Below are 20,513 nucleotides of genomic sequence, written 5' to 3'. Positions count from 1 at the left end.
ACAAGGTGACGTGAAACGAAAGGGCGCTGACCTTCTGGTCGCGCCCTTGAAGTTGAACGTCAGATTGTCCAAATGCGACCCGCGCAGCGTCGAGCCGTTACGCGGTTCGTAGAACCGCGTAACTACAGATCCCCGCCTGCGCCCAAAAGCTTGCGCATGACCTGTTCGGGGTTAACCGAGCCGTCGCGCGGGGCCAGGGCGGTGATCTTCTTCTGCATCTTGTACTCGTGCAGCTCGTCCTCGAGCTGGCGCACGCGGGCGCGGAGCTTTTCGTTCTCGCGCTCGCGCTCCTCGGCACGCTCCTTCATATCGAGGATGCGCACCACGCCGGCAAGGTTGATGCCCTCGTCGGTCAGCTGGTTGATGAGCTCCAGGCGCTCGATATCGGCACGCGAATACAGACGCGTGTTGCCGCCCGAGCGCTGGGGGTTCACCAGGCCCTTGGACTCGTAGACGCGCAGAGTCTGCGGATGCATGCCGGTCAACTCGGCCGCCACGCTAATCATGTACAGCGGTTTATTCCTATTGTCCTCGGCCATGCTACCTGACCCCTTTCCGTCTCGTTATCGTCCATCATAAGCCCGCGGGCGCGGGTGTGCGCCACGACCGCCCTAGTACGTCGCCTTGTAACGGTTGACCTTCTCGCGATAATCGCGCGTGTCGGCCTCGCGCAGCTTGGTCATGGCATCGCGCTCGTCATCGGACAGGTTCGTGGGGACCTGCACCTTGATCTCGACGAGCAGCGCACCCGTGCGGCCACGGTGCTTAACATCGGGCGCCCCCATTTCCTTAAAGCGGAACTTCTTGCCCGTCTGGGTACCCGCGGGCACCTTCAGACGAACCGTCGCGCCGCCGGGCGTCGGCACGTCAACCGTGCAGCCGAGCGCCGCCTCGTAGACCGAGACCGGTACCTCCATGGTCACATCAGCGCCCTTGCGCTTAAACAGCGGGTGCTCCTCCACATGCGTGGTCACGACCAGGTCGCCGCGCTCGCCACCCGCAACGCCATACTCGCCGCGACGCTTGTAGCGCAGCTTGCCGCCGTCGACCGCACCCGCAGGCACCGAAACCGTGATGGTCTGCTGCTCGCCCGTCGAGGGAATGCGGTAGGTGACCTTGTGCGTCACGCCGCGAAACGCGTCCTCGGCCGTCACATCGACGGTCAACGACAGGTCGCCGCCCTTGCGAGCGCGGCTGCGACCCGCGCCGGCACCGGCAGCACCCGCAGCCCCGGCAAAGCCCGAGCCCCAATCGCTGCCCCAGGCGCCGTTGCCGCTAAAGATGCTGTCGAAGATATCGCCCCAGCCGCTGGCACCCGCGCCGGCACCGTAGCCGCCGCCATACGCGCCGCCCGCGCCCGGCATGCCGCCAAACATGAGCATCTGGTCGTACTCTTTGCGCTTCTTCTCGTCCGAAAGCGTCTCGTAGGCCTCGCTGATCTCCTTGAACTTGGCCTCGTCGCCGCCGGCATCTGGGTGATATTTTTGCGCGAGCTTGCGAAACGCGCTCTTGATCTCTTTGTCGGAGGCGCTCTTGGATACGCCCAGGATGTCATAGAAGGTTTTGCCTGCAGCCATCGTAGCTCCTCTCCTGTTTCATCCGCCGCTCAGCGGGCGGCGGCTCATGCTTTCATATGGCACTAGGCCAGAAAGGGCCCCGGGTGTTGCCCCGGGGCCCTTCTCAATTACTCCTCGGTGCTCTCGACCGTATCGGCCGCAGCATCCTCGGGCGCCGCTTCGGGCTCCGGTGCGGGGCGCTTCTCGCCACCGTAGGTCACCGTCACCATCGCGGAACGCAGGATGCGATCCGCCATGCGGTAGCCCTTCTGGTACACGTCGTTGACGGTCTCGTCGTACTGCGACGCGTCCTCAACGCGACCCACGGCCTGGTGCTCGAGCGGATCGAACGCCTCGCCCTTGGGGTCGATGGGCTCAACGCCCTCATGCGCGAACACGTCGAGCAGCTTGGCATGTACCGCGTCAACGCCATCGACGAACTGCTTAAAGTCGTCGGAAAGCTCTTGACTGCGGGCATGGTCGATCGCGCGCTCGATATCGTCGATCACCGGCAGCAGCGCGGTGACAAGCTTCTCGGTCGCGCGCTCGCGCTCGGCGATACGCTCATTGGCGGTGCGGCGACGGAAGTTCTCCCAGTCGGCCTGCAGACGGGCGGTACGCTCGGTGGCGTCCTTTGCCTTGTCCTCGGCGGCCTTCTGAGCCTCTGCCGCAGCATCGAGCTCATTGCGCACGTCGGCAAGCTCTTTCTGAGCCTGCTCGAACTTGAGCTTAAAGTCGTTGTCGGCGGCTTCCTCACCGGCGCGGATAGCGGCTTCCACCATCTCGTCCTCGGTCATCGTCGCCTCCTTGTTGGAATCCTCTACCTGGTTCTCGGCAGCCTCGGCGGCCGCGGCCTCGTTGGCCTCGGTATCGTCGACGGCCTCTACGGGAATCTTCACGTCCTTCTCCTCAGAGTCAACGGGGGCGGCGCCAGCGGCAGCCGCCTCCGTGCGAGCTTTACGGGCGGACATGATTACTTGTCCTCGTCGTCCACAACCTCGTAGTCGGCGTCGACGACGTCATCGTCGGCAGGCTGGGCGCCGGCGGCACCGTCGGTCTGCTGCTGAGCGTCGGCGTAGACAACCTGGGCCAGCTCGTAGGCCACAGACTGCAGGGACTCGCCGGCGGCCTTGATGGCCTCGACGTCAGAGCCCTCGAGCGCCTTCTTGGCGTCGGCGATAGCGGCCTCGGCCTTGGACTTCACGTCGGCGGAAACCTTGTCGCCCAGCTCGTTGAGGGTCTGCTCGGTGGAGTAGCACAGGCTGTCGGTCTGGTTGCGGACCTCGACCTCTTCCTTCTGCTTCTTGTCCTCCTCGGCATGAGCCTCGGCGTCCTTGACCATGCGATCGACTTCGTCGTCGGAAAGCGCGGTGGAGCCGGAGATGGTGATCTGCTGCTCCTTGCCGGTGCCCTTGTCCTTAGCGGAGACCTTGACGATGCCGTTGGCGTCGATGTCGAAGGTGACCTCGATCTGCGGCACGCCGCGGCGGGCAGCCGGGATACCGGTCAGCTGGAACTTACCGAGCGACTTGTTGTCGCGGGCAAGCTCGCGCTCGCCCTGGAGCACGTTGATCTCGACGCTAGTCTGGTTGTCGGCAGCGGTGGAGTAGACCTCGGTCTTGGAGGTCGGGATCGTGGTGTTGCGGTCGATCATCTTGGTCATGATGCCGCCCATGGTCTCGACGCCCAGCGACAGCGGGGTAACGTCGAGCAGCAGGATGCCCTCGACGTCGCCGGTAAGCACGCCGCCCTGGACGGCAGCGCCGTCGGCAACGACCTCGTCGGGGTTCACGGACATGTTGGGCTGCTTGCCGGTCATGGTCTTGACGAGCTCCTGGACGGCGGGCATACGGGTGGAGCCGCCGACGAGGATGACCTCGGTCAGATCGGAGAGCTTAAGCTTGGCGTCGCGCAGGGCGTTGGTGACAGGCTGCTTGCAGCGCTCGAGCAGGTCGCGGGTGATCTTCTCGAACTCGGCGCGGGTCAGCGTGTAGTTGAGGTGCAGCGGGCCGGACTGGTTCATGGTAATGAACGGCAGGTTAATGGTGGTCTGCTGGGCGGCGGAGAGCTCCTTCTTGGCGTTCTCGGCGGCCTCCTTCAGACGCTGCAGGGCCATGGGGTCCTGACGCAGGTCGACACCGTTCTCCTGCTGGAACTTATCGGCCATCCAATCGATGACGCGCTGATCCCAGTCGTCGCCGCCCAGGTGGTTGTCGCCCGAGGTGGACAGAACCTCAAACACGCCGTCGGCGAGGTCGAGGATGGAGACATCGAAGGTGCCGCCGCCCAGATCGAAGACCAGAATGCGCTGGTCGGTGCCCTGCTTGTCCAGGCCATAAGCCAGAGCAGCAGCGGTCGGCTCGTTGACGATACGCTTGACGTTGAGGCCAGCGATCTTACCGGCGTCCTTGGTGGCCTGACGCTGGGCGTCGTTGAAGTAGGCCGGGACGGTGATGACGGCGTCGGTGACGGTCTCGCCCAGATACTTCTCGGCGTCGGCCTTCATCTTTGCGAGCGTCATGGCGCTCACCTGCTCGGCGGTGTAATCCTTGCCCTCGATGTCGACGACGGCACGGCCACCCTGGCCCTCCTTGACCTCATACGGCACGGTCTTGATCTCGGAGGTGCACTCGGAGTACTTGCGGCCCATGAAGCGCTTGATGGAGAACACGGTGTTCTTGGGGTTGGTGACAGCCTGGTTCTTAGCGGCCTTACCCACGACGCGGTCGCCGTCGGCACGGAAGCCCACGACGGACGGGGTGGTGCGGTCGCCCTCGGCGTTCACGATAATGGTCGGAGAACCGCCCTCGAGAACGGCCATTGCGGAGTTAGTAGTACCAAGGTCGATACCAAGAATCTTGCCCATTAGAAATTCCCTCTCTCTTGTGCGTTTGCACCGACTCGGCGGTCTGCCGCGCGGCGCTTCGGCTTGTCTTTCAGGATGTAGTGTATCCCCTTATGGGCCGGAATATACAAAATCTAAGTCAATTCATATAAGATTTCTTATTGCTGAGAGTTTAGGTTCTTAAATGCGCAGGTAGATGCGCTGAATGAGTTCTCGGCAAATCTATTGAGATCTATGTAGAGATGACTGAGGCTTGAGTCCGGAGCCGCACGGAGCGGTCTTGGGGCAACCCCGAGGAAAGCGCGACCCGTTTTGAGCGTCGATTCCGGGATGCATCTTCCGCTTGAAGGCTCAGCCGGAAAGCACGACCCGTTTTGAGCGCATGTTTCGGGATGCTGTTTCCCATGGAGCTCCGACCGAAAAGCGCGTCCCAGTCTAAGCTCGAATTCCGGGATGCAGTTTCCGATTGAGCGCTCAACTGGAAACTGTGTCCCGTTTTGAATGCGAATTCCGGGTCGCGGTTTCCGCCAGTGGCCCAGTCGGAAACTACAACCCGTTTCTCGGCCAAATTCCGGGATGCGCTTTCCGCTAGCTCGCTCAATCGCCCTATATTTCAAGTCACCTTTAGCTAACATTTGCGCAGCTCATCGGCCTCACCTGCATGTTTTTTAGTAAGCCGTGGCATACTCGGCGAACGGTATGAAGATGCCGGCCAGAGGGTATTGCAAACGGTCGCTCCCGTGGTATGTTTTTGCCCGAATCAAACCGGCGCGCATCGTCTGTAGCGTCGGTCAACAGAGAGGAAACTACCATGGCTCATCCCGTAATTGATGCCGACGAGTGCATCGCTTGTGGCGTTTGCGTCGACTCCTGCCCCGCTGGCGTTCTGGAGCTCCAGGACGTCGCTACCGTCGCCGACGAGGACTCCTGCGTCGCCTGTGGCGCTTGCCAGGACGCTTGCCCCGCTGGCGCGATCACCGAGATCGTCGAGGAGTAACAACTCCCCCACCTGCACACTCAAAAGTACACCGTGCACAAAAAAGGAGGCCTCCGCATCGCCGCGGAGGCCTCCTTTTTTGTGCGGATAACTAATTTGGCACCGTCGCAGGTTGAGCTCACGTCAGCGAAAACACCCCTAAGCGAGCAAGGTGACGTGAAAGAGGAGGGAAGCGTACTTTTTGTACGCAACCGACGATTGAACGTCAGATTGCCGCTTAGGGGCGTTTGCAGCGTCGGCTACGATAGATCGTCTTCGTAGGGCATCAGGTCTGCCAGATAGCCCTTCTCCTTGAGTATGGCCTCGATCTCGTCGAGGGTTTGCTCATCCTCCGCCGCAATGCGATGGAAGTGATAGCCGCTCGTCACCGTTAGTAGCGGGAAACTCTTGCCGCTCTCGATATCGTGCAGGTAGCGCCCAACATCGCGACGATTGCGGATGTCCAGGTCGGCCGTGATCTTACCGTACACGCGGTGATTGACGATCACGTTGAGCACGGCGCCGCCGGCGTCGACGATACTCGTGAGCTCATCGCCTGCCTGCTCCACGCTATGGCGAACCTTGACCAAGCGCGTGGGCACGGCGGGGCTGCTGGGGGCCTCCTGCAGCACATAACCACGGTTGGTTGCCACGACATCGTGCCCATCGGCGCGTAACAGGGCAATATCCTGCACCACGACCTGACGGCTCACGCCCACCTCGCGGGCAAGTGCGCTGCCCGAAACGGGCTCCCTGGCTTCCTCGAGCACGCCCATGATGGCACGACGGCGCTCGCGGGCGTTCATTATTTACCGTCCAGCAGACGCAGATGCTTAAGCGAGAGGTCGAGAATCGGCGCAGAGTGCGTCAACGCCCCCGAGCTGATAAAGTCAACGCCCAGATCGGCCAGGGCGCGGATATTGTTGGCGTCCACGTTGCCCGAGCACTCGGTCTTGGCGCGACCGGCGATAAGCTCAATCGCGGCAGCCATGTCATCGTGGGTCATGTTGTCGAGCATGATGATGTCGGCACCGGCCTCCACGGCCTCGCGCACCATGCTCAGGTTCTCGCACTCGATCTCGACCGTCGTGGTAAACGATGCGTGGGCGCGTGCCATCTCGATCGCACGCGTCACACCACCGGCGGCGTCAATATGGTTGTCCTTGAGCATGACAGCCGTCGACAGGTTGTAGCGGTGGTTGCTGCCGCCACCGATCTCGACCGCGGCCTTCTCGAAGACGCGCATGCCCGGTGTGGTCTTGCGCGTGTCGACAAGCACGGTCTTGGTACCCTCGAGCGCCGCTGCCATGTTGTGCGTGTAGGTGGCGATACCGCTCATACGCTGCAGATAGTTGAGCGCCACGCGCTCGCCCGAAAGCAGCACTCGCGCGTCGCCGCGCACCTGGCCCACGTGGTCGCCGGCGTGCACCTCATCGCCATCGACGACATCAAACAGCACCGAGCTCTGCGGATCCAGCAGCTCAAAGGTGCGAGCGAACACGTCCAAGCCCGCGATGATGCCATCGGCCTTGGCGATAAGCTCCACCGTGGCGGGGCGCGCCGTGGGGCACACGCTCGCCGTGCTCACGTCCTCAAACGTAATGTCCTCGCGCAGGGCCTGCAGGATCAGATCATCGACGACGAGCTTCATGGTAATGGGATTCATGGTCTACTCCTCCACGGCCTGCGTGCCGGCGGCACGGGCCAAATCATCGATTGCCAGGGGATCGGCGCTCAGGGCGCGATGACGGCCATCGAGCGCGGGATCGCCCGCCTGCTCCACGGCCAGCGACTCGCCGGTACGCATATACCACGCGGCGCGACGACCCCAGACCAGCGCTTCGAGCAGGCTGTTTGATGCGAGGCGATTCTTGCCGTGAACGCCGTTGCAAGCCGTCTCGCCCGCGGCGTAGAGCTCGGGCATCGAGGTACGGCCGTCCTTGTCGACCCACACGCCGCCCATAAAGTAGTGCTGCGTGGGCGTAACGGGAATGGGCTCGTCCAAGATATCGCGGCCGTCCTCCAGGCAGCGCGCGCGGATGTTGGTAAAGTGCCCGGTCACCACATCGCGCTCGACGGGGGCAAAGCTCAGCCACTCGTGCTCGGTGCCGTCCTGCTTCATCTGCTCGCGAATGGCGGCGGCGACCACGTCACGCGGCTGCAGCTCGTCGGTAAAGCGCTCGCCAGCGGCGTTGAGCAGAATCGCGCCCTCGCCGCGGCAGCTCTCGCTGATCAGAAAGGTGCGGCCCGGCTGCGGCGAGAACAGCCCCGTGGGGTGAATCTGCACGTAGTCCAGGTGCTCCATCTTAATGCCATGCTCCTGAGCAATGTAGCAGGCATCGCCCGTGAGCTGCGGGTAGTTAGTCGAATGGTCGTACACGCCGCCGATACCGCCCGTCGCCCACAGCGTATGGCGGGCACGGATCTTAAACGGCTCGCCGGTATGCACGCCCTCGGCGGCATGTGCCAGCTCGTCGGCGGGGCGGACCGAGTTGTCCTCGTCCACGGGAACGGCGACAACGCCGGTGCACACCGTGGCCCCATCGCGCTCGCCCGTCAGGATGTCGGTCATGGCCACGTGCTCAAGAATCTGCACGTTATCCAGCTTGCGAACGGCCTGGAGCAGCTTGGTCGTTATCTCCTTACCCGTAATATCGGCATGGAAGGCAATGCGCGGGCGGCTGTGCGCGCCCTCGCGGGTAAAGTCGAGGCTGCCGTCGGCCTTGCGCTCGAAATCCACGCCCATCGCTAGCAGGTCGTTGATGACCGAACGGCTCGAGCGGATCATGATGTCGACGCTCTCGCGGCGGTTCTCGTAGTGACCGGCGTGCATGGTGTCCTCAAAGAAGGCATCGTAGTCAGAGCCTTCGGGCAGCACGCAGATGCCACCCTGCGCGAGCATCGAATCGCACTCGTCGACAGCGCCCTTGGAGAGCATGATCACGCGCGTGCTCGTCGGCAGATTGAGGGCCGCGTATAGGCCCGCCACGCCGCAGCCGGCAATGACGACGTCGCACTCCATGTCGGGGTATTGCTTGGTTTCCACAGGAATCCTCTCCCTTGTAATGTGGCGTAAGGGGCTGTCCCTCATGCCACATTGGCTTAGCGCGCCGCGTACTCGAGCATACGGTCGAGCGTGAGCTTGGCCTGGTCTGCCGCCTCGTCCGAGACGCCGATCTGCACCTCGCCCTCGCCCGTCTCCAGGCAGCGCACGAGCTTTTCGAGCGTGATGAGGTCCATGTTGACGCAGGTGGGCTGCACCGCGGGGAAATAGAACTTCTTGCCGGTGCCCTGGCAGCGGCGCTCGAGCTCGTAGAGCACGCCGCGGACCGTCACGATGATGAACTCGCTCGCGTCCGACTCCTCGGCATACTTGATGATACCGGCGGTGGAGCCGATGTAGTCGGCCTCGGCCAGAACGTCGGCCTTGCACTCGGGGTGCGCCAGCACGAGCGCGTCGGGGTGGGCCTCCGTCGCGTCGACGATCTGCTCGACGGTGATGATGTGGTGACGCGGGCAGTAGCCCTTGTTGAGAATGACGTGCTTCTGCGGCACTTGCTCGGCCACGAAACGGCCCAGATTCTGGTCGGGAATGAACAGAATGTGCTGCTGCGGCAGCTCGGACACGATCTTGACAGCGTTGGAGCTGGTAACGCACACGTCACTCCAGCTTTTGATCTCGACCGTCGAGTTGACGTAGCACACCACGGCCAGGTCATCGCCATACTCGGCACGGGCGGCATCGACCGTCTCGCGCTTGACCATGTGCGCCATGGGGCAGTCCGCGCCCGGCTCGGGCAGCAGCACGGTCTTGGTGGGGTTGAGCAGCTTGGCGCTCTCGCCCATAAACTCCACGCCGCACAGCACGATAGTCTGCTGCGGCAGACTCTTGGCAAGCTTTGCCAGGTAGAAGCTGTCGCCGACGTAATCGGCCACAGCCTGCACCTCGGGCGCCACGTAATAGTGCGCCAGGATCACCGCGTCACGTTGGGTTTTTAGTTGCTGAATGGCCTCGACGAGCTCTGCGGGCACCAGTGCCGCGCGCTCCGTTGCCGTCGTTGCCGATGCTAGGCCGGCCGCGATATCGCGTGCAAGCTCCGACGCATCCATGTTCGCGCTCTGTGCCATCAAGGCCCCTCTCTTTTGGCGAATCTTGGGGCTTTAGTATGACACCTAGGTTTACAGCTGACAAGACAGCTGTAAACCTAGGTGTAAAGTTGAAATAAAGATTCAATCATGTGGCAGGTCCATATTCGAACTGGCAAGCTGAGGATAGCTGAGCTCTCGATGGCGCAGGAGGCATCTTTCGCCACCGCAATACCGCTTGGCGCGAGTTGCACGCCGTGGGGCGCAAACGGTCCGCACCCCCGCAAGCGGCGCGTACCCGATGTGGCAAAATCGAACTACTTAAGGGGGCCGAATGCTCAAGATTATTGCCTGCGACGATGATGTCGCTTTTCTAGATAGACTGCACCGGATGATCGACCGTTGGTCGACCGAGACGGGCACGGCGGTCGATGTTGCGCTCGTCACGCGCGGCGAGGACCTGCTGGCCCGCCATGCCGCATCGCGCGCCGACATCATTCTGCTCGACATGATCATGCCGCTCGTCAACGGCATGGACACCGCGCGCGAATTGCGCCAGGCCGATACCGCCGTGCGCCTGGTGTTCCTCACCTCGTCGCCCGAGTTCGCACTGGAGTCCTACGAGGTCCGTGCCTTCGACTATCTGCTCAAGCCCGTGACTTACGAACGCCTGGCGCAGTTACTTAACGAGCTTTCGAGCATGCGCCCGGCGGCAACCGACGAGCTCGTGATCAAAACTTCCTTTGGCTACCACGCCCTGCGCCTGTCCGACATCGAATATGCCGAGGCGCGCAACAAGCACGTGGTCTTCCACCTGCGCGACGGACGCGACATCGAGGCACTCGAGTCGTTCCGCAGCGTCGAGGACCGTTTGGCGCAAAATGCCACCGTAGTTACCAGGTCAACTTGCGCAACATCGACCACTTCGATCGCACGGACATCGTCATGCGCTCCGGCGCGTGCATCCCGCTTTCGCGCAGCTGCAAGCAGGGATTCCAAGACGCCTACTTTGCGGTGCGCTTTGAGGGCGGGAGGCGCTGATGGTCTCCTCGGTCGAAATGATCCTTTGGGCAATCCACCACGCCACGACGCTACTCTTTGGCGTCTTTGCCTCGGCGGCGCTGTGCGGTATCGAGATCAACCGGCGTCATGCGCTTGAACTGGTGCTGGTCGGTGCCGTAACCGGATGCGCATTTGGCCTCGCCAATGCCGTCGGCGGCGAGCTTTTCGCCCGCCAGGTATATCCGCTCGTCGTGCATCTGCCGCTCATCATCTATTTGTGTGCGCGCTACCGCCTGAGCCCGCTGCTTGCCGCGCTCGGCATTACGAGTGCCTATCTGAGCTGCCAGTTCAGCAATTGGATGGGCATCGCCGCCTTTGCCGCAACCGATTCGCAGATTGCGTACTATCTGGCGCGTATCGCGACCACACTCGCCGTCTTTGCCGTCCTGTTGCATTGGGCCGGCGACATCGGTCCGCGCTTGGCGATTAAAAGCACCACCGAGCTGGGCATCCTTTTAATCCTGCCGCTCGTCTATTACGTCTTTGACTATGCCACCAACGTCTACACCACGCTGTTCCACTCGGGCTCGGTGGTGACGGTTGAGTTTTTGGCATTTGCGCTCTGTGCCTTCTATCTTATGTTTCTTGCCGTTTACCTGCGCGAATACGAAGAAAAGGAAACCGCCGAGCGAGAGCGTTGGATGCTCGAGACCCGCGACAGCGCCGCCATCAAAGAGCTCGAGGCTTGGCGTCAATCTGGGCGCGAGCTGTCGATTCTGCGCCACGACATGCGCCACTTCCTACGCGGCCTGGCCGCTTTAATTGAGGAGGGCCACACCGACGAGGCGCTCAAACGCATCGATGAACTCTGCGAAGCCGGCGATCGCACCGCCGTACGCCGCTTCTGCGCCAACGAGACCGTAAACATCGCGCTTTCGTCATTTAACTCGGATATCAATAGAAACGGCATTACCGCCAACCTGCGCGCCGCCGTACCCGAAACCATCCACGTAGGCGACGCCGACCTGTTTAGCGTGCTCTCAAATGCCTTGGAAAACGCTATCACCGCCGCAAGCGCCGCACCCCAAGGAAAGCGATTCGTCGACCTTGACCTGCGATTAGAGGACAGTCAGCTGCTGCTGTTAGTTTCCAATACGTTTGACCGCGCGCCGCGCATGGTCGACGGCATGCCCGTGACCCGGCATGCGGGCCACGGCTTTGGCACCAGAAGCATCAAACTCGCCGTGGAGCGCATGAACGGCAACTGTCAGTTCCGCATTAACGGCGATCGGTTTGAGCTGCGCGCTGTGATGTAGAAGTGCGGCGCCGATCTCGCGGCGTGTCTTGCCCGCCAGGCAATCGCTCACCGGTGCCAATCCGCTACAGCGGAGCGGCCGCCGGAGTCAGCTGCTTGATGTAGGCCCACATGCGCTGCTTGGCGGCTTTGTCAGTGAGCGCTGCCTCAAAACCGTCGAGCGCGAGCACACGGCGGCCCTGCACATGGGCGACCAGGCCGGGCTTGAGCATGGCGGTGTCGAAGTCATCGATCGCCACGAGCATATCGGCGTAGGTCTCGCGCATGGCGTCAGCCGCGTTGTTGTCGAGCAGTAGCACCGCCTCGGGGTCCAAAGCCTCAAGCGCCTCACGGAACAGCTCGCACGGCAGAGTCTCGCCCACCGCGACCGCTCCGTCACCCACGCCGGCGACGCTTGCCAGCACGCAAAAATCTTCGGGCGCGTAACCGATGGCCCCAAGCGCCTTGCGCAACGCCGCGCCATCCGGGCCGGCAGCCAGCTCGCCACCCGAACGCTCGGCCTCGTCCAAATCGCCTTTGACCAGCACAATCGGAGAACACGCGTTGCCTGCGATACGCACGCCACGACCCGCGAGTGATGTGAGCTCCTGCTCGGCCGCCTGGGCGATGGCTTCTTTTCTCTGGCTTTGTGACGTGGACATGCGCTCTCCAATCGTTTGCGTGCCCACCATTATATAAAAGAGCTGCCCGCGAGTGGTTGCTTTGCGGACGGCTGGGTATAAGCACGGTCGTACTGAGTTTTACGCGGCCGAGCCGCGTCGCATTATGGAGGTCACCATGGCTGACATTAATCAGATTACCCCCGAGAACTTCGATTCCATCGTTAACGACAGCCTGCCCGTGCTGGTCGATTTTTGGGCACCGTGGTGCGGGCCCTGTCGATCCCTCTCGCCCATCGTTGACGAGGTTGCCGATGAGCTGGCGGGCAAGCTTGCCGTTGCCAAATGCAACGTCGACGACAACCAGGATCTGGCCATGAAGTATGGCGTCATGAGCATCCCCACGCTGATTGTGTTTAAGAACGGCGAGGAGATTGACCGCTCGGTTGGCGCTCTGCCCAAGGCGAGGCTGCAGGCGCTGCTGGAGAAGCATCTGTAATACGCTTGTTACTTACCCGCCGTCTATGAGCGCTTTTACACCGCTCGCCGGACTTCTGGATGCACCGAGTGCAACCACGGATAGTATGGTAGTCACAAACAGCCCCCAGTGAACGGGTGCGGGTCGCACAGACTCGTACCCGTTTTCTTATGCAGCTGCGCACAGAGCGGGCGTAGTAAAATCTGAACCACTGAACTACCCCATACAAAAGGAGATTTTCCATGCATGATGTTGGAATGAACATGAGCCAGCTTGCCATGAGCGTCAAACAGGTCGACGACACCATCGAGCTCGCTCATGAGTGGAGCCATCAGCTGCTGCATGCGACCGAGAATTTTGACATGGAGCGCATCGGCGCCAAGCTCGAGGCAGCCATGGCCGCGCTGCACGAGGCCCATGCCGCACTCGAGGGCTACGAAGAGGCCATCGAGGCCGACCACAACTCCGTCGGCTCCGTGAAGCTGGTGTAAGGTGGCCGAACACGAGCACAGCTGCGGGTACGAGCACGAGCATCCGCACGGGGCGGACGGTGACGCGGGCTGCCACTGCAGTGGTTCCGGCTCCGAGCTGGTCCGTTTTTCGGTTACCGCACCCGACGATCTGCTGCGCCGTTTTGACGAGCAGATCGCACGCCGCGGCGACGTGGCCAACCGATCCGAGGCCGTGCGCGACCTGATTCGCGCCTCGATCGCCAAGGAGCAGATGCGCACGCCCGATGAGCACGTTATCGGGTCGCTCACCATGATCTACGACCACCATACCGGCGACCTGACGCGCCGTCTGGACGAAGTGCAGCACGACTACACCGACGAGATCGTATCGACCATGCACGTGCATCTGGATCACCACAACTGCTTGGAGATTCTGGCGCTCAAGGGTCGCGGCGAGCGCGTCTACGAACTAGCCGACCGCCTGCTGGGCCTGCGCGGCGTTAAGCACGGCGAGCTCACCTGCGCCGCCACCAAGCAAAGCCTGGGGCTATAGCGGGATTTCCCGCAGCGCACCTGCCAAAAAGGGACAGGTTTGTTTTGGCAGGTTTAGCGTTTTACCTACCAAAATAAACCTGTCCCTTTTTGGTCGGTTTTGATGAGGAGTGTCGCATGCGGCATGTGCATATTCATGTAACGGGCATTGTGCAGGGCGTTGGCATGCGGCCGTTTGTGTATCGCGAGGCCATGGCGCATGGCATTTGCGGATGGGTGCTCAATGCGGGCGACGGCGTGCATATCGAGGCGCACGCTTGTGCCGAGGCGGTTGACGGATTTGTCGCCGCGCTTTCTGAGCATGCGCCTACGGCAGCCCGCGTAGAGCATGTCGAGGTTATGGACCTAGCACCCGGCAGCTGGGACGCCGCTAACGAGCAGGGTTTTCGCATTGTGGCGTCACAGGATCAAACTGCCCACACGACGCTCATCTCACCCGACATCGCCACGTGCGACGACTGCCTGCGCGAGCTGTTCGACCCCGCCGACCGACGCTTTCACTATCCCTTTATCAACTGCACCAACTGCGGACCGCGCTTTACCATCATTCGCTCGCTGCCCTATGACCGAGCGGCCACCTCGATGAATCGCTTTCCCATGTGCCCCACCTGCGCCGCAGAGTATGCCGATCCGCTCGATCGGCGATTTCACGCGCAGCCCGATGCCTGCTTTGATTGTGGACCGCATATTACGTGGCGTGAGGTCAATTGCGGTGTTGTGCCAACGGCAGTCGACGCGACACCAGCCGTCGGCTCCACGCGCGAGGCCAGCGATGCCATCATCGAACGCTGCGTCGAGCTGCTGGCTGGCGGCGGCATCGTCGCCATCAAGGGTCTGGGCGGATTCCATCTAGCCTGTGACGCTGCCAACGAGCAGGCGGTGGCCGAGTTGCGCCGTCGCAAACGCCGCAGCAACAAACCACTTGCCGTCATGGTACGCAGTCTTGCTGATACCGAGCGCCTGTGTCATATCGACGATGCTGAACGCGATCTGCTCGCTGGCAGTATCCGCCCCATCGTGCTGCTGCGCCGGCGCACTGTTAGCGAGGACAACGACGGTTCCCCCGACATCCTCGCCCTCGCGCCATCTGTCGCGCACGACTTGCCCGAGCTCGGCGTCATGCTCCCCTACACCCCGCTTCAACATTTACTGCTCGCCGCGGCCGCGGCGCGCGGCATGAGCGCACTCGTCATGACCAGCGGCAACCTGAGCGAAGAGCCCATCGAGACCGATGACGATCTTGCCTGGGAGCGCCTCGTTGCCGCCGGCATTGCCGACGCGCTGCTCGGCAACGATCGAGCGATTCTCTCGCGCTATGACGATTCCGTGGTGCGCGTGGTCGACGGCGCCGTTATGCCCGTTCGCCGCGCTCGTGGATATGCACCCCAGCCGCTGCCGTTGCCGGCGCTCGACGGCGCTCCGTCCTGCGTACTCGCCTGCGGGCCGCAACAAAAGGCCACGATTACGCTCACGCGTGAAGGGACGAACGGCGAGGCGACCTGTTTTGTGTCGCAGCATATCGGCGATGTTGAAAACGGCGGGACCTTCGATGCCTGGAACACCGCGCGCACGCGCTTGGAAGATCTCTTTGATTTGGCGCCCGCCGCCTTGGCCTGCGATTTACACCCCAGCTATCTATCGGGCCAGTGGGCGCGCGAGCAGGCGCGAAAATGCAATCTGCCGCTCGTCGAGGTGCAGCACCATCATGCGCATATCGCGAGCGTAATGGCTGAGGCTATCGCCGCGGGCCAGCTTACAACCGACGCGCGCGTCCTTGGCATCGCCTTTGACGGCACCGGCGCCGGCACCGATGGGACCATTTGGGGCGGCGAGTTTCTTGTTGCCGGCCTTGACGGCTTTGAGCGCGCCGCGCATTTGCGCACCTGGGCGCTCCCCGGTGGGGCGGCCTCCGTGCGCGACGCCCGCCGCAACGCCTTTGCCCTGCTCAGTGAGCTCGGCCTGCTCGAGCACCCAGGTGCCGCTCGGCTTTTGGACAGCCTCGACGAGCAAACACGCAGCGTGACAGCCACCATGATCGAGCGCGGCATCAACAGCCCGCGTACCAGCAGCATGGGGCGTCTCTTTGATGCCGCGACAGCGATTCTGGGTATCTGCGGCAAGGCAACCTACGAGGGCGAACCCGCCATAGAACTCGAAGCCGCCGCCTGGCGCGCGCTCGACGGCGAAATCGCCCATGTTCCCGACGATAAAGACGGCCGTTCCGCATCTGACCCATTGCGGCTGGACAGTTTGTTCAGATTTGTATTAAATACAGACCCTCTAACCAACGGTTTTGGCTCAGATTACCCCGAAGAGGGCTCTCCAGGCGCCTCATTTGCGTCTAATTTGCCCGTCGGATACCACAAATCAACCCATTCGGGGACCTCGCAGACAATCTATGCCACCCATTGCTGCTCTAAAAAGTACAAATCTGAACTAACTGTCCAAGCAACCTCGAGCAGGCCTCTCGTCCTAGACCCCAGCTCACTTTTTAAGGCGCTTTTGGAGGGAATCAGGGCCGGCGTGCCCGCCGACAAGCTCGCACTCGGCTTCCATGTCGCCGTTACGCGCTCTTCGGCACGAATCGCACGCGAAATCTGCACGCGCGAAGGCATCGATACCGTCGCGCTCTCGGGCGGCGTGTTCATGAACCGACTTCTGCTTCAGCTTCTCACCCGCGAGCTCAAAAGCGCAGGCTTTACTGTCCTTGTCCCCCACACCGTACCCGTCAATGACGGCTGCATCGCCTACGGTCAGGCAGCAGTCGCACGCACTCGCCTCGCACAGGTCGCGCCACAATAGGCTGTTCGGCCAGCCCGCAAGCCGCCGTCTCACAGGTGTAGCGCGTTTGCCCGCAGCGCCCGCGAGCGCTACCATCAACTGATGGATTATTGAGCGCCCGTCCAGCGCAAAGCGTATAAAAGGGGAACAATATGTGCCTTGCCGTTCCCGGTAAAGTAGTCAAACGCGACGACGACCTCAAGGCCACCGTCGACATGATGGGCATCGAGCGCCCCGTGTCGCTGCGACTCGTGCCGACGGCGCAGGTTGGCGACTATATTCTCGTACACGCCGGCTTTGGCATCCAGATTGTCGACGAGCAGGAAGCACGGGAAACGCTCGAGCTTGTTAATGCCATGTCCGAGCTGGTCGAAGAAGATCAGCTTGCCACCAACCCGGCGGAGGCTTACTAGTGGCGCCCGAGCAGCCGGCGCGCTCCGGTATCGACTTCTCGGCATTCCGCGATCCAAAGCTGGCTCGCGAGCTCATCGAGCGCATTCATGAGCTTGTCGGCGACCGCGCCATCAACCTTATGGAAGTCTGCGGCACGCATACCGTGAGCATCGGGCGCTATGGCTTTCGCTCCATTATGCCGGCCGGGCTCAAGCTGCTGAGCGGCCCGGGCTGCCCCGTCTGCGTCACCGCCAACCGCGACATCGACCACGCAATCGCGCTCGCCAACATAGACGGCGCCATCATCACCACCTTTGGCGACATGATGCGCGTGCCCGGATCATCCACCTCGCTCGCTGCGCAAAAGGCGGCGGGGCGCGATATCCGTATCGTCTATTCCCCGCTCGACGCGCTCGACATTGCCGAGCAAAACCCTGATCGCCCGGTCATTTTTATGGGCGTGGGCTTTGAGACTACGACGCCCACCATCGCCGCCGCCATCTTGGAGGCCGAGGCGCGCGGGCTTTTGAACTTCTCGGTCTATTGCGCCCACAAGGCCACGCCGCCGGCGTTGCGCGCCATCGCCAACGACCCCGAGACCACCATCGACGGCTTTATCCTGCCGGGCCACGTCGCCACCATCACGGGCTTGGTGCCCTTTAGCTTTTTGGTCGACGAATTCAATACCCCGGGCGTGGTCACGGGATTTGAACCGGTCGATATCCTGCAGGGCATCTGCATGCTGGTCCAGATGGTTGTCGAGGACAGGCCGGTGATTGACAACGCCTACCGCCGTGGCGTCAACGCAGACGGCAATCCCGTGGCGCGCCAGCTGGTCGAGCAGGTGTTTGAGCCGTGCGATACCACATGGCGCGGGCTGGGGCTGATTGCCAACTCGGGCCTTTCCATCCGCCCCGAGTTCTCGCGCTTTGATGCCCGCGCTCGCTTTGACGTGCCCGTTGAGGCGACGGTCGAGCCGCGCGGGTGCCGCTGCGGCGACGTGCTGCGCGGGGCCATTGCGCCGAGCAGCTGCCCGCTCTTTGGCCGCACCTGCACGCCCGAGCACCCCGTCGGCCCGTGCATGGTGAGCTCCGAGGGCAGCTGCGCGGCGTACTACCGCTACCGCGACTAGCCCGGGCACACCCGCACACCGGCACCACCCACGATTGGAGTTTTCGATATGTCCCATAGCGTTACCGATAGCACCGTCCTGCTGGGCCACGGCTCCGGCGGCCAGATGATGAAACGCATCATCGATGAGGTCTTTTTGGATGCCTTTGGGTCGCCCGAGCTGCTCGAAGGCAACGATGCCGGCGTCGCCGCGCTGCCCGCGAGCGGGCGCATCGCCATGTCGACCGACAGCTTTGTAGTCTCGCCGCAGTTCTTCCCCGGTGGCAACATCGGCCGCCTCGCCGTGTGCGGAACCGTCAACGACGTCGCGACCTCGGGCGCCAACGTGCGCTACCTGTCGTGCGGCTTTATCCTCGAAGAGGGCTATCCCATGGATAGGCTCCGCCAGATTGTGCAGACGATGGCCGAGACGGCGCACGAGGCGGGCGTGTCCATAATCACGGGCGACACCAAGGTGGTCGAGCGCGGCGGGGCCGACGGCGTCTATATCAATACCGCCGGCGTGGGCGAGGTGCCTGCGGGCGTGGCGCTCAGCGGCGCAAACTGCCAGCCCGGCGATGTCATCCTGGTCTCGGGTACACTGGGCGACCACGGCATCGCTATCATGAGCCAACGCGAGGGTCTGGCGTTTTCGAGCACCATCGAAAGCGACGCCGCGCCGCTCAACCACCTGATTGCCGATGTGCTTTCCGCAGCACCCGACACACGCTGCTTCCGCGACCCCACGCGCGGTGGCCTGGCCTCGACGCTCAACGAGTTTGCGCAGGCCAGCGGCGTTGCCATGGAGATCGACGAGGATGCCGTGCCCGTGCGTCCCGACGTGCAGGCCGCCTGCGAGATGCTCGGCTACGATGTGCTGCAGGTGGCAAACGAGGGCAAGATGGTTGCCGTCGTGCCGGCCGAGCAAGCCGATGCCGCGCTGAGCGCCATGCGCGCCGCCCGCTACGGCGAGAATGCCGCCATCATCGGCCGCGTGCTGCCACTTGCCGAGGGCGCCCATCCCGCCGTGCGCGTGCGCACCGGCTGGGGCTCGACCCGCATCCTCGACATGCTCGTAGGAGAGCAGCTGCCGAGAATTTGCTAACGACAAAGGCTCAGGGCTATTAAAGATATTCAGATTCCAAACATGCCCGGCACGCATGCCCAGTATCATGGGGTGCGTTTTACAACTCAAGCGGCAGGAGCACCCATGGCAGCAGCTTTTTCCCATGTGATCTTTGACCTGGACGGCACCATTCTCAACACGCTCGAGGACCTGGCGGCCGCCGGCAACCATACCTGCGAGGCGCACGGCTGGCCCACGTTTGCCGTTGACGAGTACCGCTACAAGGTGGGAAACGGCATGCTCAAGCTGGTTGAGCGCTTTATGCCCGCCGAGTACGCAGGCGACGGCCGCATGTTTAAGCAGACGCTTGCCGAGTTTAGGGCTTACTACGGCGAGCACAAGGAAGACCACACCGCTCCCTATGCCGGCACGATCGAGATGCTCGACCGCTTGCGCGCCGCGGGCGTTCAGCTTGCCGTGCTCACTAACAAGGACCACGTCTCGGCGGCTCCGCTTATCGAAAAGTATTTTGGTTCCGAGCGCTTTGCGCTGGTGCAGGGCCGTGTCGATGCGTTTCCGCCCAAGCCCGAAGCACCCGTCACGCTGCATGTGATGGAAGAGCTAGGCGCCGACCCGGCGACCACGCTCTACGTAGGCGATTCCAATGTCGATATCCTGACCGGCCACAACGCCGGCCTTAAGAGTGCGGGCGTCAGCTGGGGTTTCCGCGGCCGCGCAGAGCTGGAAGCCGCCGGCGCCGACTACGTGGTGGACACCCAGGGCGAGCTCGCAGCGCTAATCCTGGGCGAGTAACGAGCGACACTGCTTAACGCAGCTGCGACAATTCTTCCGCGCGGAAAGCGCATCCCGTTTTGAAGCTCCGGAATGGGATGCGCTTTCCGTTTGAGGCGCATCAGGGAAACCGCATCCCACTTCAGAGCAATATTCCGGGTCGCAGTTTCCGCAACCCACCCCATCCGGAAAATGCGACCCACTATTCGGCCAAAAACCGGGTCGCGGTTTCCCAAGCACTCGGTGCAACGCTGGCACAAGGAGTGTCCCCAACTGCCGGCAGAAAAGGAACGTCCCCAGCTGCCGCCTTCCCAATGACTACTTCAGCGATGGCAACGTCGCAGGTAAAAGTGCCACTTTAAGCCAACCAAGGGAACGACGTTGTTTTGGCAACGACAGACACTATGACCCAATCCGAGGGCACTAAAAAGATAGGAGCCCCCGCTCGTGACCGCGGGTCGGGGCTGCGACAATGATGTTGAAGTGCCATAGGCGCAGCCGCGCCGCAAC

20 protein-coding genes and 1 pseudogene are annotated in these 20,513 nt (G+C 62.4%); 12 read left to right on the top strand and 9 right to left on the bottom strand.

Translation table 11 applies throughout. The features are described from left to right. Nucleotides 1-122: 122 nt before the first annotated feature. From AB5202_RS08575 to dnaK, 4 genes are all read right to left on the bottom strand, one after another. Complete coding sequence (locus AB5202_RS08575) at nucleotides 123-539, bottom strand: heat shock protein transcriptional repressor HspR (protein ID WP_006235210.1); 417 nt, start codon at nucleotides 537-539, stop codon at nucleotides 123-125. Nucleotides 540-611: 72 nt separating this feature from the next. Continuing rightward, the gene (locus AB5202_RS08570; RefSeq protein ID WP_055285310.1) at nucleotides 612-1,577 is read right to left on the bottom strand and encodes a DnaJ C-terminal domain-containing protein; all 966 of its coding nucleotides are present in this window, start codon (nucleotides 1,575-1,577) and stop codon (nucleotides 612-614) included. Between the two features lie 107 nt (nucleotides 1,578-1,684). Then, nucleotides 1,685-2,527, bottom strand: coding sequence for a nucleotide exchange factor GrpE (locus tag AB5202_RS08565; RefSeq protein ID WP_368144279.1), 843 nt, complete (start codon nucleotides 2,525-2,527; stop codon nucleotides 1,685-1,687). Between the two features lie 2 nt (nucleotides 2,528-2,529). Next, a complete protein-coding gene (gene dnaK, locus AB5202_RS08560) occupies nucleotides 2,530-4,422 on the bottom strand; it encodes a molecular chaperone DnaK (protein ID WP_006235214.1) in 1,893 nt (630 codons plus the stop codon). Nucleotides 4,423-5,212: 790 nt separating this feature from the next. Between dnaK and AB5202_RS08555 the strand changes: the two genes are divergently transcribed. Next, nucleotides 5,213-5,398, top strand: coding sequence for a DUF362 domain-containing protein (locus AB5202_RS08555; protein WP_006235216.1), 186 nt, complete (start codon nucleotides 5,213-5,215; stop codon nucleotides 5,396-5,398). Between the two features lie 239 nt (nucleotides 5,399-5,637). Here AB5202_RS08555 and AB5202_RS08550 read toward each other — a convergent pair whose 3' ends face one another. From AB5202_RS08550 to nadA, 4 genes are read right to left on the bottom strand one after another with little or no spacing between them, the layout of a single operon-like run. After that, nucleotides 5,638-6,183: a transcription repressor NadR gene (locus AB5202_RS08550; RefSeq protein WP_368144278.1), complete on the bottom strand. Its 546-nt coding sequence runs from the start codon at nucleotides 6,181-6,183 to the stop codon at nucleotides 5,638-5,640. Further along, entirely contained in the window at nucleotides 6,183-7,043 is an 861-nt protein-coding gene (gene nadC, locus AB5202_RS08545; protein ID WP_195503007.1) for a carboxylating nicotinate-nucleotide diphosphorylase, read from the bottom strand. The genes AB5202_RS08550 and nadC overlap by 1 nt, the downstream gene beginning before the upstream one ends. A gap of 3 nt (nucleotides 7,044-7,046) precedes the next feature. Next, nucleotides 7,047-8,423 carry an L-aspartate oxidase gene (locus tag AB5202_RS08540; protein WP_368144276.1) on the bottom strand — a complete coding sequence of 459 codons (1,377 nt, stop codon included), beginning with the start codon at nucleotides 8,421-8,423 and terminating at the stop codon, nucleotides 7,047-7,049. 56 nt (nucleotides 8,424-8,479) lie between these two features. Beyond that, nucleotides 8,480-9,505: a quinolinate synthase NadA gene (gene nadA, locus AB5202_RS08535; RefSeq protein ID WP_229030437.1), complete on the bottom strand. Its 1,026-nt coding sequence runs from the start codon at nucleotides 9,503-9,505 to the stop codon at nucleotides 8,480-8,482. A 292-nt stretch (nucleotides 9,506-9,797) separates the two neighbouring features. Between nadA and AB5202_RS08530 the strand changes: the two are divergent. The 3 genes and pseudogenes from AB5202_RS08530 to AB5202_RS08520 all read left to right on the top strand — a co-directional run. Then, a pseudogene (locus tag AB5202_RS08530) lies at nucleotides 9,798-10,136 on the top strand (LytR/AlgR family response regulator transcription factor); the annotation flags it as partial. 233 nt (nucleotides 10,137-10,369) lie between these two features. After that, nucleotides 10,370-10,504, top strand: coding sequence for a hypothetical protein (locus AB5202_RS08525; protein ID WP_368144280.1), 135 nt, complete (start codon nucleotides 10,370-10,372; stop codon nucleotides 10,502-10,504). Beyond that, nucleotides 10,504-11,781 carry a GHKL domain-containing protein gene (locus tag AB5202_RS08520; protein WP_368144274.1) on the top strand — a complete coding sequence of 426 codons (1,278 nt, stop codon included), beginning with the start codon at nucleotides 10,504-10,506 and terminating at the stop codon, nucleotides 11,779-11,781. The genes AB5202_RS08525 and AB5202_RS08520 overlap by 1 nt, the downstream gene beginning before the upstream one ends. A 64-nt stretch (nucleotides 11,782-11,845) precedes the next feature. Here AB5202_RS08520 and AB5202_RS08515 read toward each other — a convergent pair whose 3' ends face one another. Next, complete coding sequence (locus AB5202_RS08515; protein WP_368144273.1) at nucleotides 11,846-12,421, bottom strand: hypothetical protein; 576 nt, start codon at nucleotides 12,419-12,421, stop codon at nucleotides 11,846-11,848. A 136-nt stretch (nucleotides 12,422-12,557) separates the two neighbouring features. Here AB5202_RS08515 and trxA point away from each other — a divergent pair, with 136 nt between their 5' ends. The 8 genes from trxA to AB5202_RS08475 all read left to right on the top strand — a co-directional run bounded on the left by trxA (nucleotide 12,558) and on the right by AB5202_RS08475 (nucleotide 20,024). Then, entirely contained in the window at nucleotides 12,558-12,878 is a 321-nt protein-coding gene (gene trxA / locus AB5202_RS08510) for a thioredoxin (protein WP_022093990.1), read from the top strand. 221 nt (nucleotides 12,879-13,099) lie between these two features. Beyond that, complete coding sequence (locus AB5202_RS08505; RefSeq protein WP_138375298.1) at nucleotides 13,100-13,348, top strand: hypothetical protein; 249 nt, start codon at nucleotides 13,100-13,102, stop codon at nucleotides 13,346-13,348. A gap of 1 nt (nucleotide 13,349) precedes the next feature. Then, complete coding sequence (gene nikR, locus AB5202_RS08500; RefSeq protein WP_022094795.1) at nucleotides 13,350-13,862, top strand: nickel-responsive transcriptional regulator NikR; 513 nt, start codon at nucleotides 13,350-13,352, stop codon at nucleotides 13,860-13,862. Nucleotides 13,863-13,978: 116 nt separating this feature from the next. Continuing rightward, complete coding sequence (gene hypF / locus AB5202_RS08495; RefSeq protein ID WP_368144271.1) at nucleotides 13,979-16,663, top strand: carbamoyltransferase HypF; 2,685 nt, start codon at nucleotides 13,979-13,981, stop codon at nucleotides 16,661-16,663. Between the two features lie 131 nt (nucleotides 16,664-16,794). Further along, entirely contained in the window at nucleotides 16,795-17,055 is a 261-nt protein-coding gene (locus AB5202_RS08490) for a HypC/HybG/HupF family hydrogenase formation chaperone (protein ID WP_368144270.1), read from the top strand. After that, nucleotides 17,055-18,167, top strand: a complete 1,113-nt coding sequence (gene hypD / locus AB5202_RS08485) for a hydrogenase formation protein HypD (RefSeq protein WP_368144269.1) — start codon at nucleotides 17,055-17,057, stop codon at nucleotides 18,165-18,167. The genes AB5202_RS08490 and hypD overlap by 1 nt, the downstream gene beginning before the upstream one ends. 48 nt (nucleotides 18,168-18,215) lie before the next feature. After that, nucleotides 18,216-19,250: a hydrogenase expression/formation protein HypE gene (gene hypE / locus AB5202_RS08480; RefSeq protein ID WP_035136616.1), complete on the top strand. Its 1,035-nt coding sequence runs from the start codon at nucleotides 18,216-18,218 to the stop codon at nucleotides 19,248-19,250. A 105-nt stretch (nucleotides 19,251-19,355) separates the two neighbouring features. Continuing rightward, nucleotides 19,356-20,024, top strand: coding sequence for an HAD family hydrolase (locus AB5202_RS08475; RefSeq protein ID WP_368144268.1), 669 nt, complete (start codon nucleotides 19,356-19,358; stop codon nucleotides 20,022-20,024). Nucleotides 20,025-20,513: the final 489 nt, after the last annotated feature.

The sequence above is a fragment of the Collinsella aerofaciens genome, assembly GCF_040915545.1.
Classification (GTDB): domain Bacteria; phylum Actinomycetota; class Coriobacteriia; order Coriobacteriales; family Coriobacteriaceae; genus Collinsella; species Collinsella aerofaciens_BE.
This window is presented reverse-complemented; position numbering and strand designations above follow the sequence as displayed.

What these genes read in the sequence shown, in the direction of transcription:
- AB5202_RS08575 (WP_006235210.1), bottom strand. Translation starts at nt 539, where the DNA reads ATGGCCGAGGACAATAGGAATAAACCGCTGTACATGATTAGCGTGGCG.
- AB5202_RS08570 (WP_055285310.1), bottom strand. Translation starts at nt 1,577, where the DNA reads ATGGCTGCAGGCAAAACCTTCTATGACATCCTGGGCGTATCCAAGAGC.
- AB5202_RS08565 (WP_368144279.1), bottom strand. Translation starts at nt 2,527, where the DNA reads ATGTCCGCCCGTAAAGCTCGCACGGAGGCGGCTGCCGCTGGCGCCGCC.
- dnaK (WP_006235214.1), bottom strand. Translation starts at nt 4,422, where the DNA reads ATGGGCAAGATTCTTGGTATCGACCTTGGTACTACTAACTCCGCAATG.
- AB5202_RS08555 (WP_006235216.1), top strand. Translation starts at nt 5,213, where the DNA reads ATGGCTCATCCCGTAATTGATGCCGACGAGTGCATCGCTTGTGGCGTT.
- AB5202_RS08550 (WP_368144278.1), bottom strand. Translation starts at nt 6,183, where the DNA reads ATGAACGCCCGCGAGCGCCGTCGTGCCATCATGGGCGTGCTCGAGGAA.
- nadC (WP_195503007.1), bottom strand. Translation starts at nt 7,043, where the DNA reads ATGAATCCCATTACCATGAAGCTCGTCGTCGATGATCTGATCCTGCAG.
- nadA (WP_229030437.1), bottom strand. Translation starts at nt 9,505, where the DNA reads ATGGCACAGAGCGCGAACATGGATGCGTCGGAGCTTGCACGCGATATC.
- AB5202_RS08520 (WP_368144274.1), top strand. Translation starts at nt 10,504, where the DNA reads ATGGTCTCCTCGGTCGAAATGATCCTTTGGGCAATCCACCACGCCACG.
- AB5202_RS08515 (WP_368144273.1), bottom strand. Translation starts at nt 12,421, where the DNA reads ATGTCCACGTCACAAAGCCAGAGAAAAGAAGCCATCGCCCAGGCGGCC.
- trxA (WP_022093990.1), top strand. Translation starts at nt 12,558, where the DNA reads ATGGCTGACATTAATCAGATTACCCCCGAGAACTTCGATTCCATCGTT.
- AB5202_RS08505 (WP_138375298.1), top strand. Translation starts at nt 13,100, where the DNA reads ATGCATGATGTTGGAATGAACATGAGCCAGCTTGCCATGAGCGTCAAA.
- hypF (WP_368144271.1), top strand. Translation starts at nt 13,979, where the DNA reads ATGCGGCATGTGCATATTCATGTAACGGGCATTGTGCAGGGCGTTGGC.
- AB5202_RS08490 (WP_368144270.1), top strand. Translation starts at nt 16,795, where the DNA reads ATGTGCCTTGCCGTTCCCGGTAAAGTAGTCAAACGCGACGACGACCTC.
- hypE (WP_035136616.1), top strand. Translation starts at nt 18,216, where the DNA reads ATGTCCCATAGCGTTACCGATAGCACCGTCCTGCTGGGCCACGGCTCC.
- AB5202_RS08475 (WP_368144268.1), top strand. Translation starts at nt 19,356, where the DNA reads ATGGCAGCAGCTTTTTCCCATGTGATCTTTGACCTGGACGGCACCATT.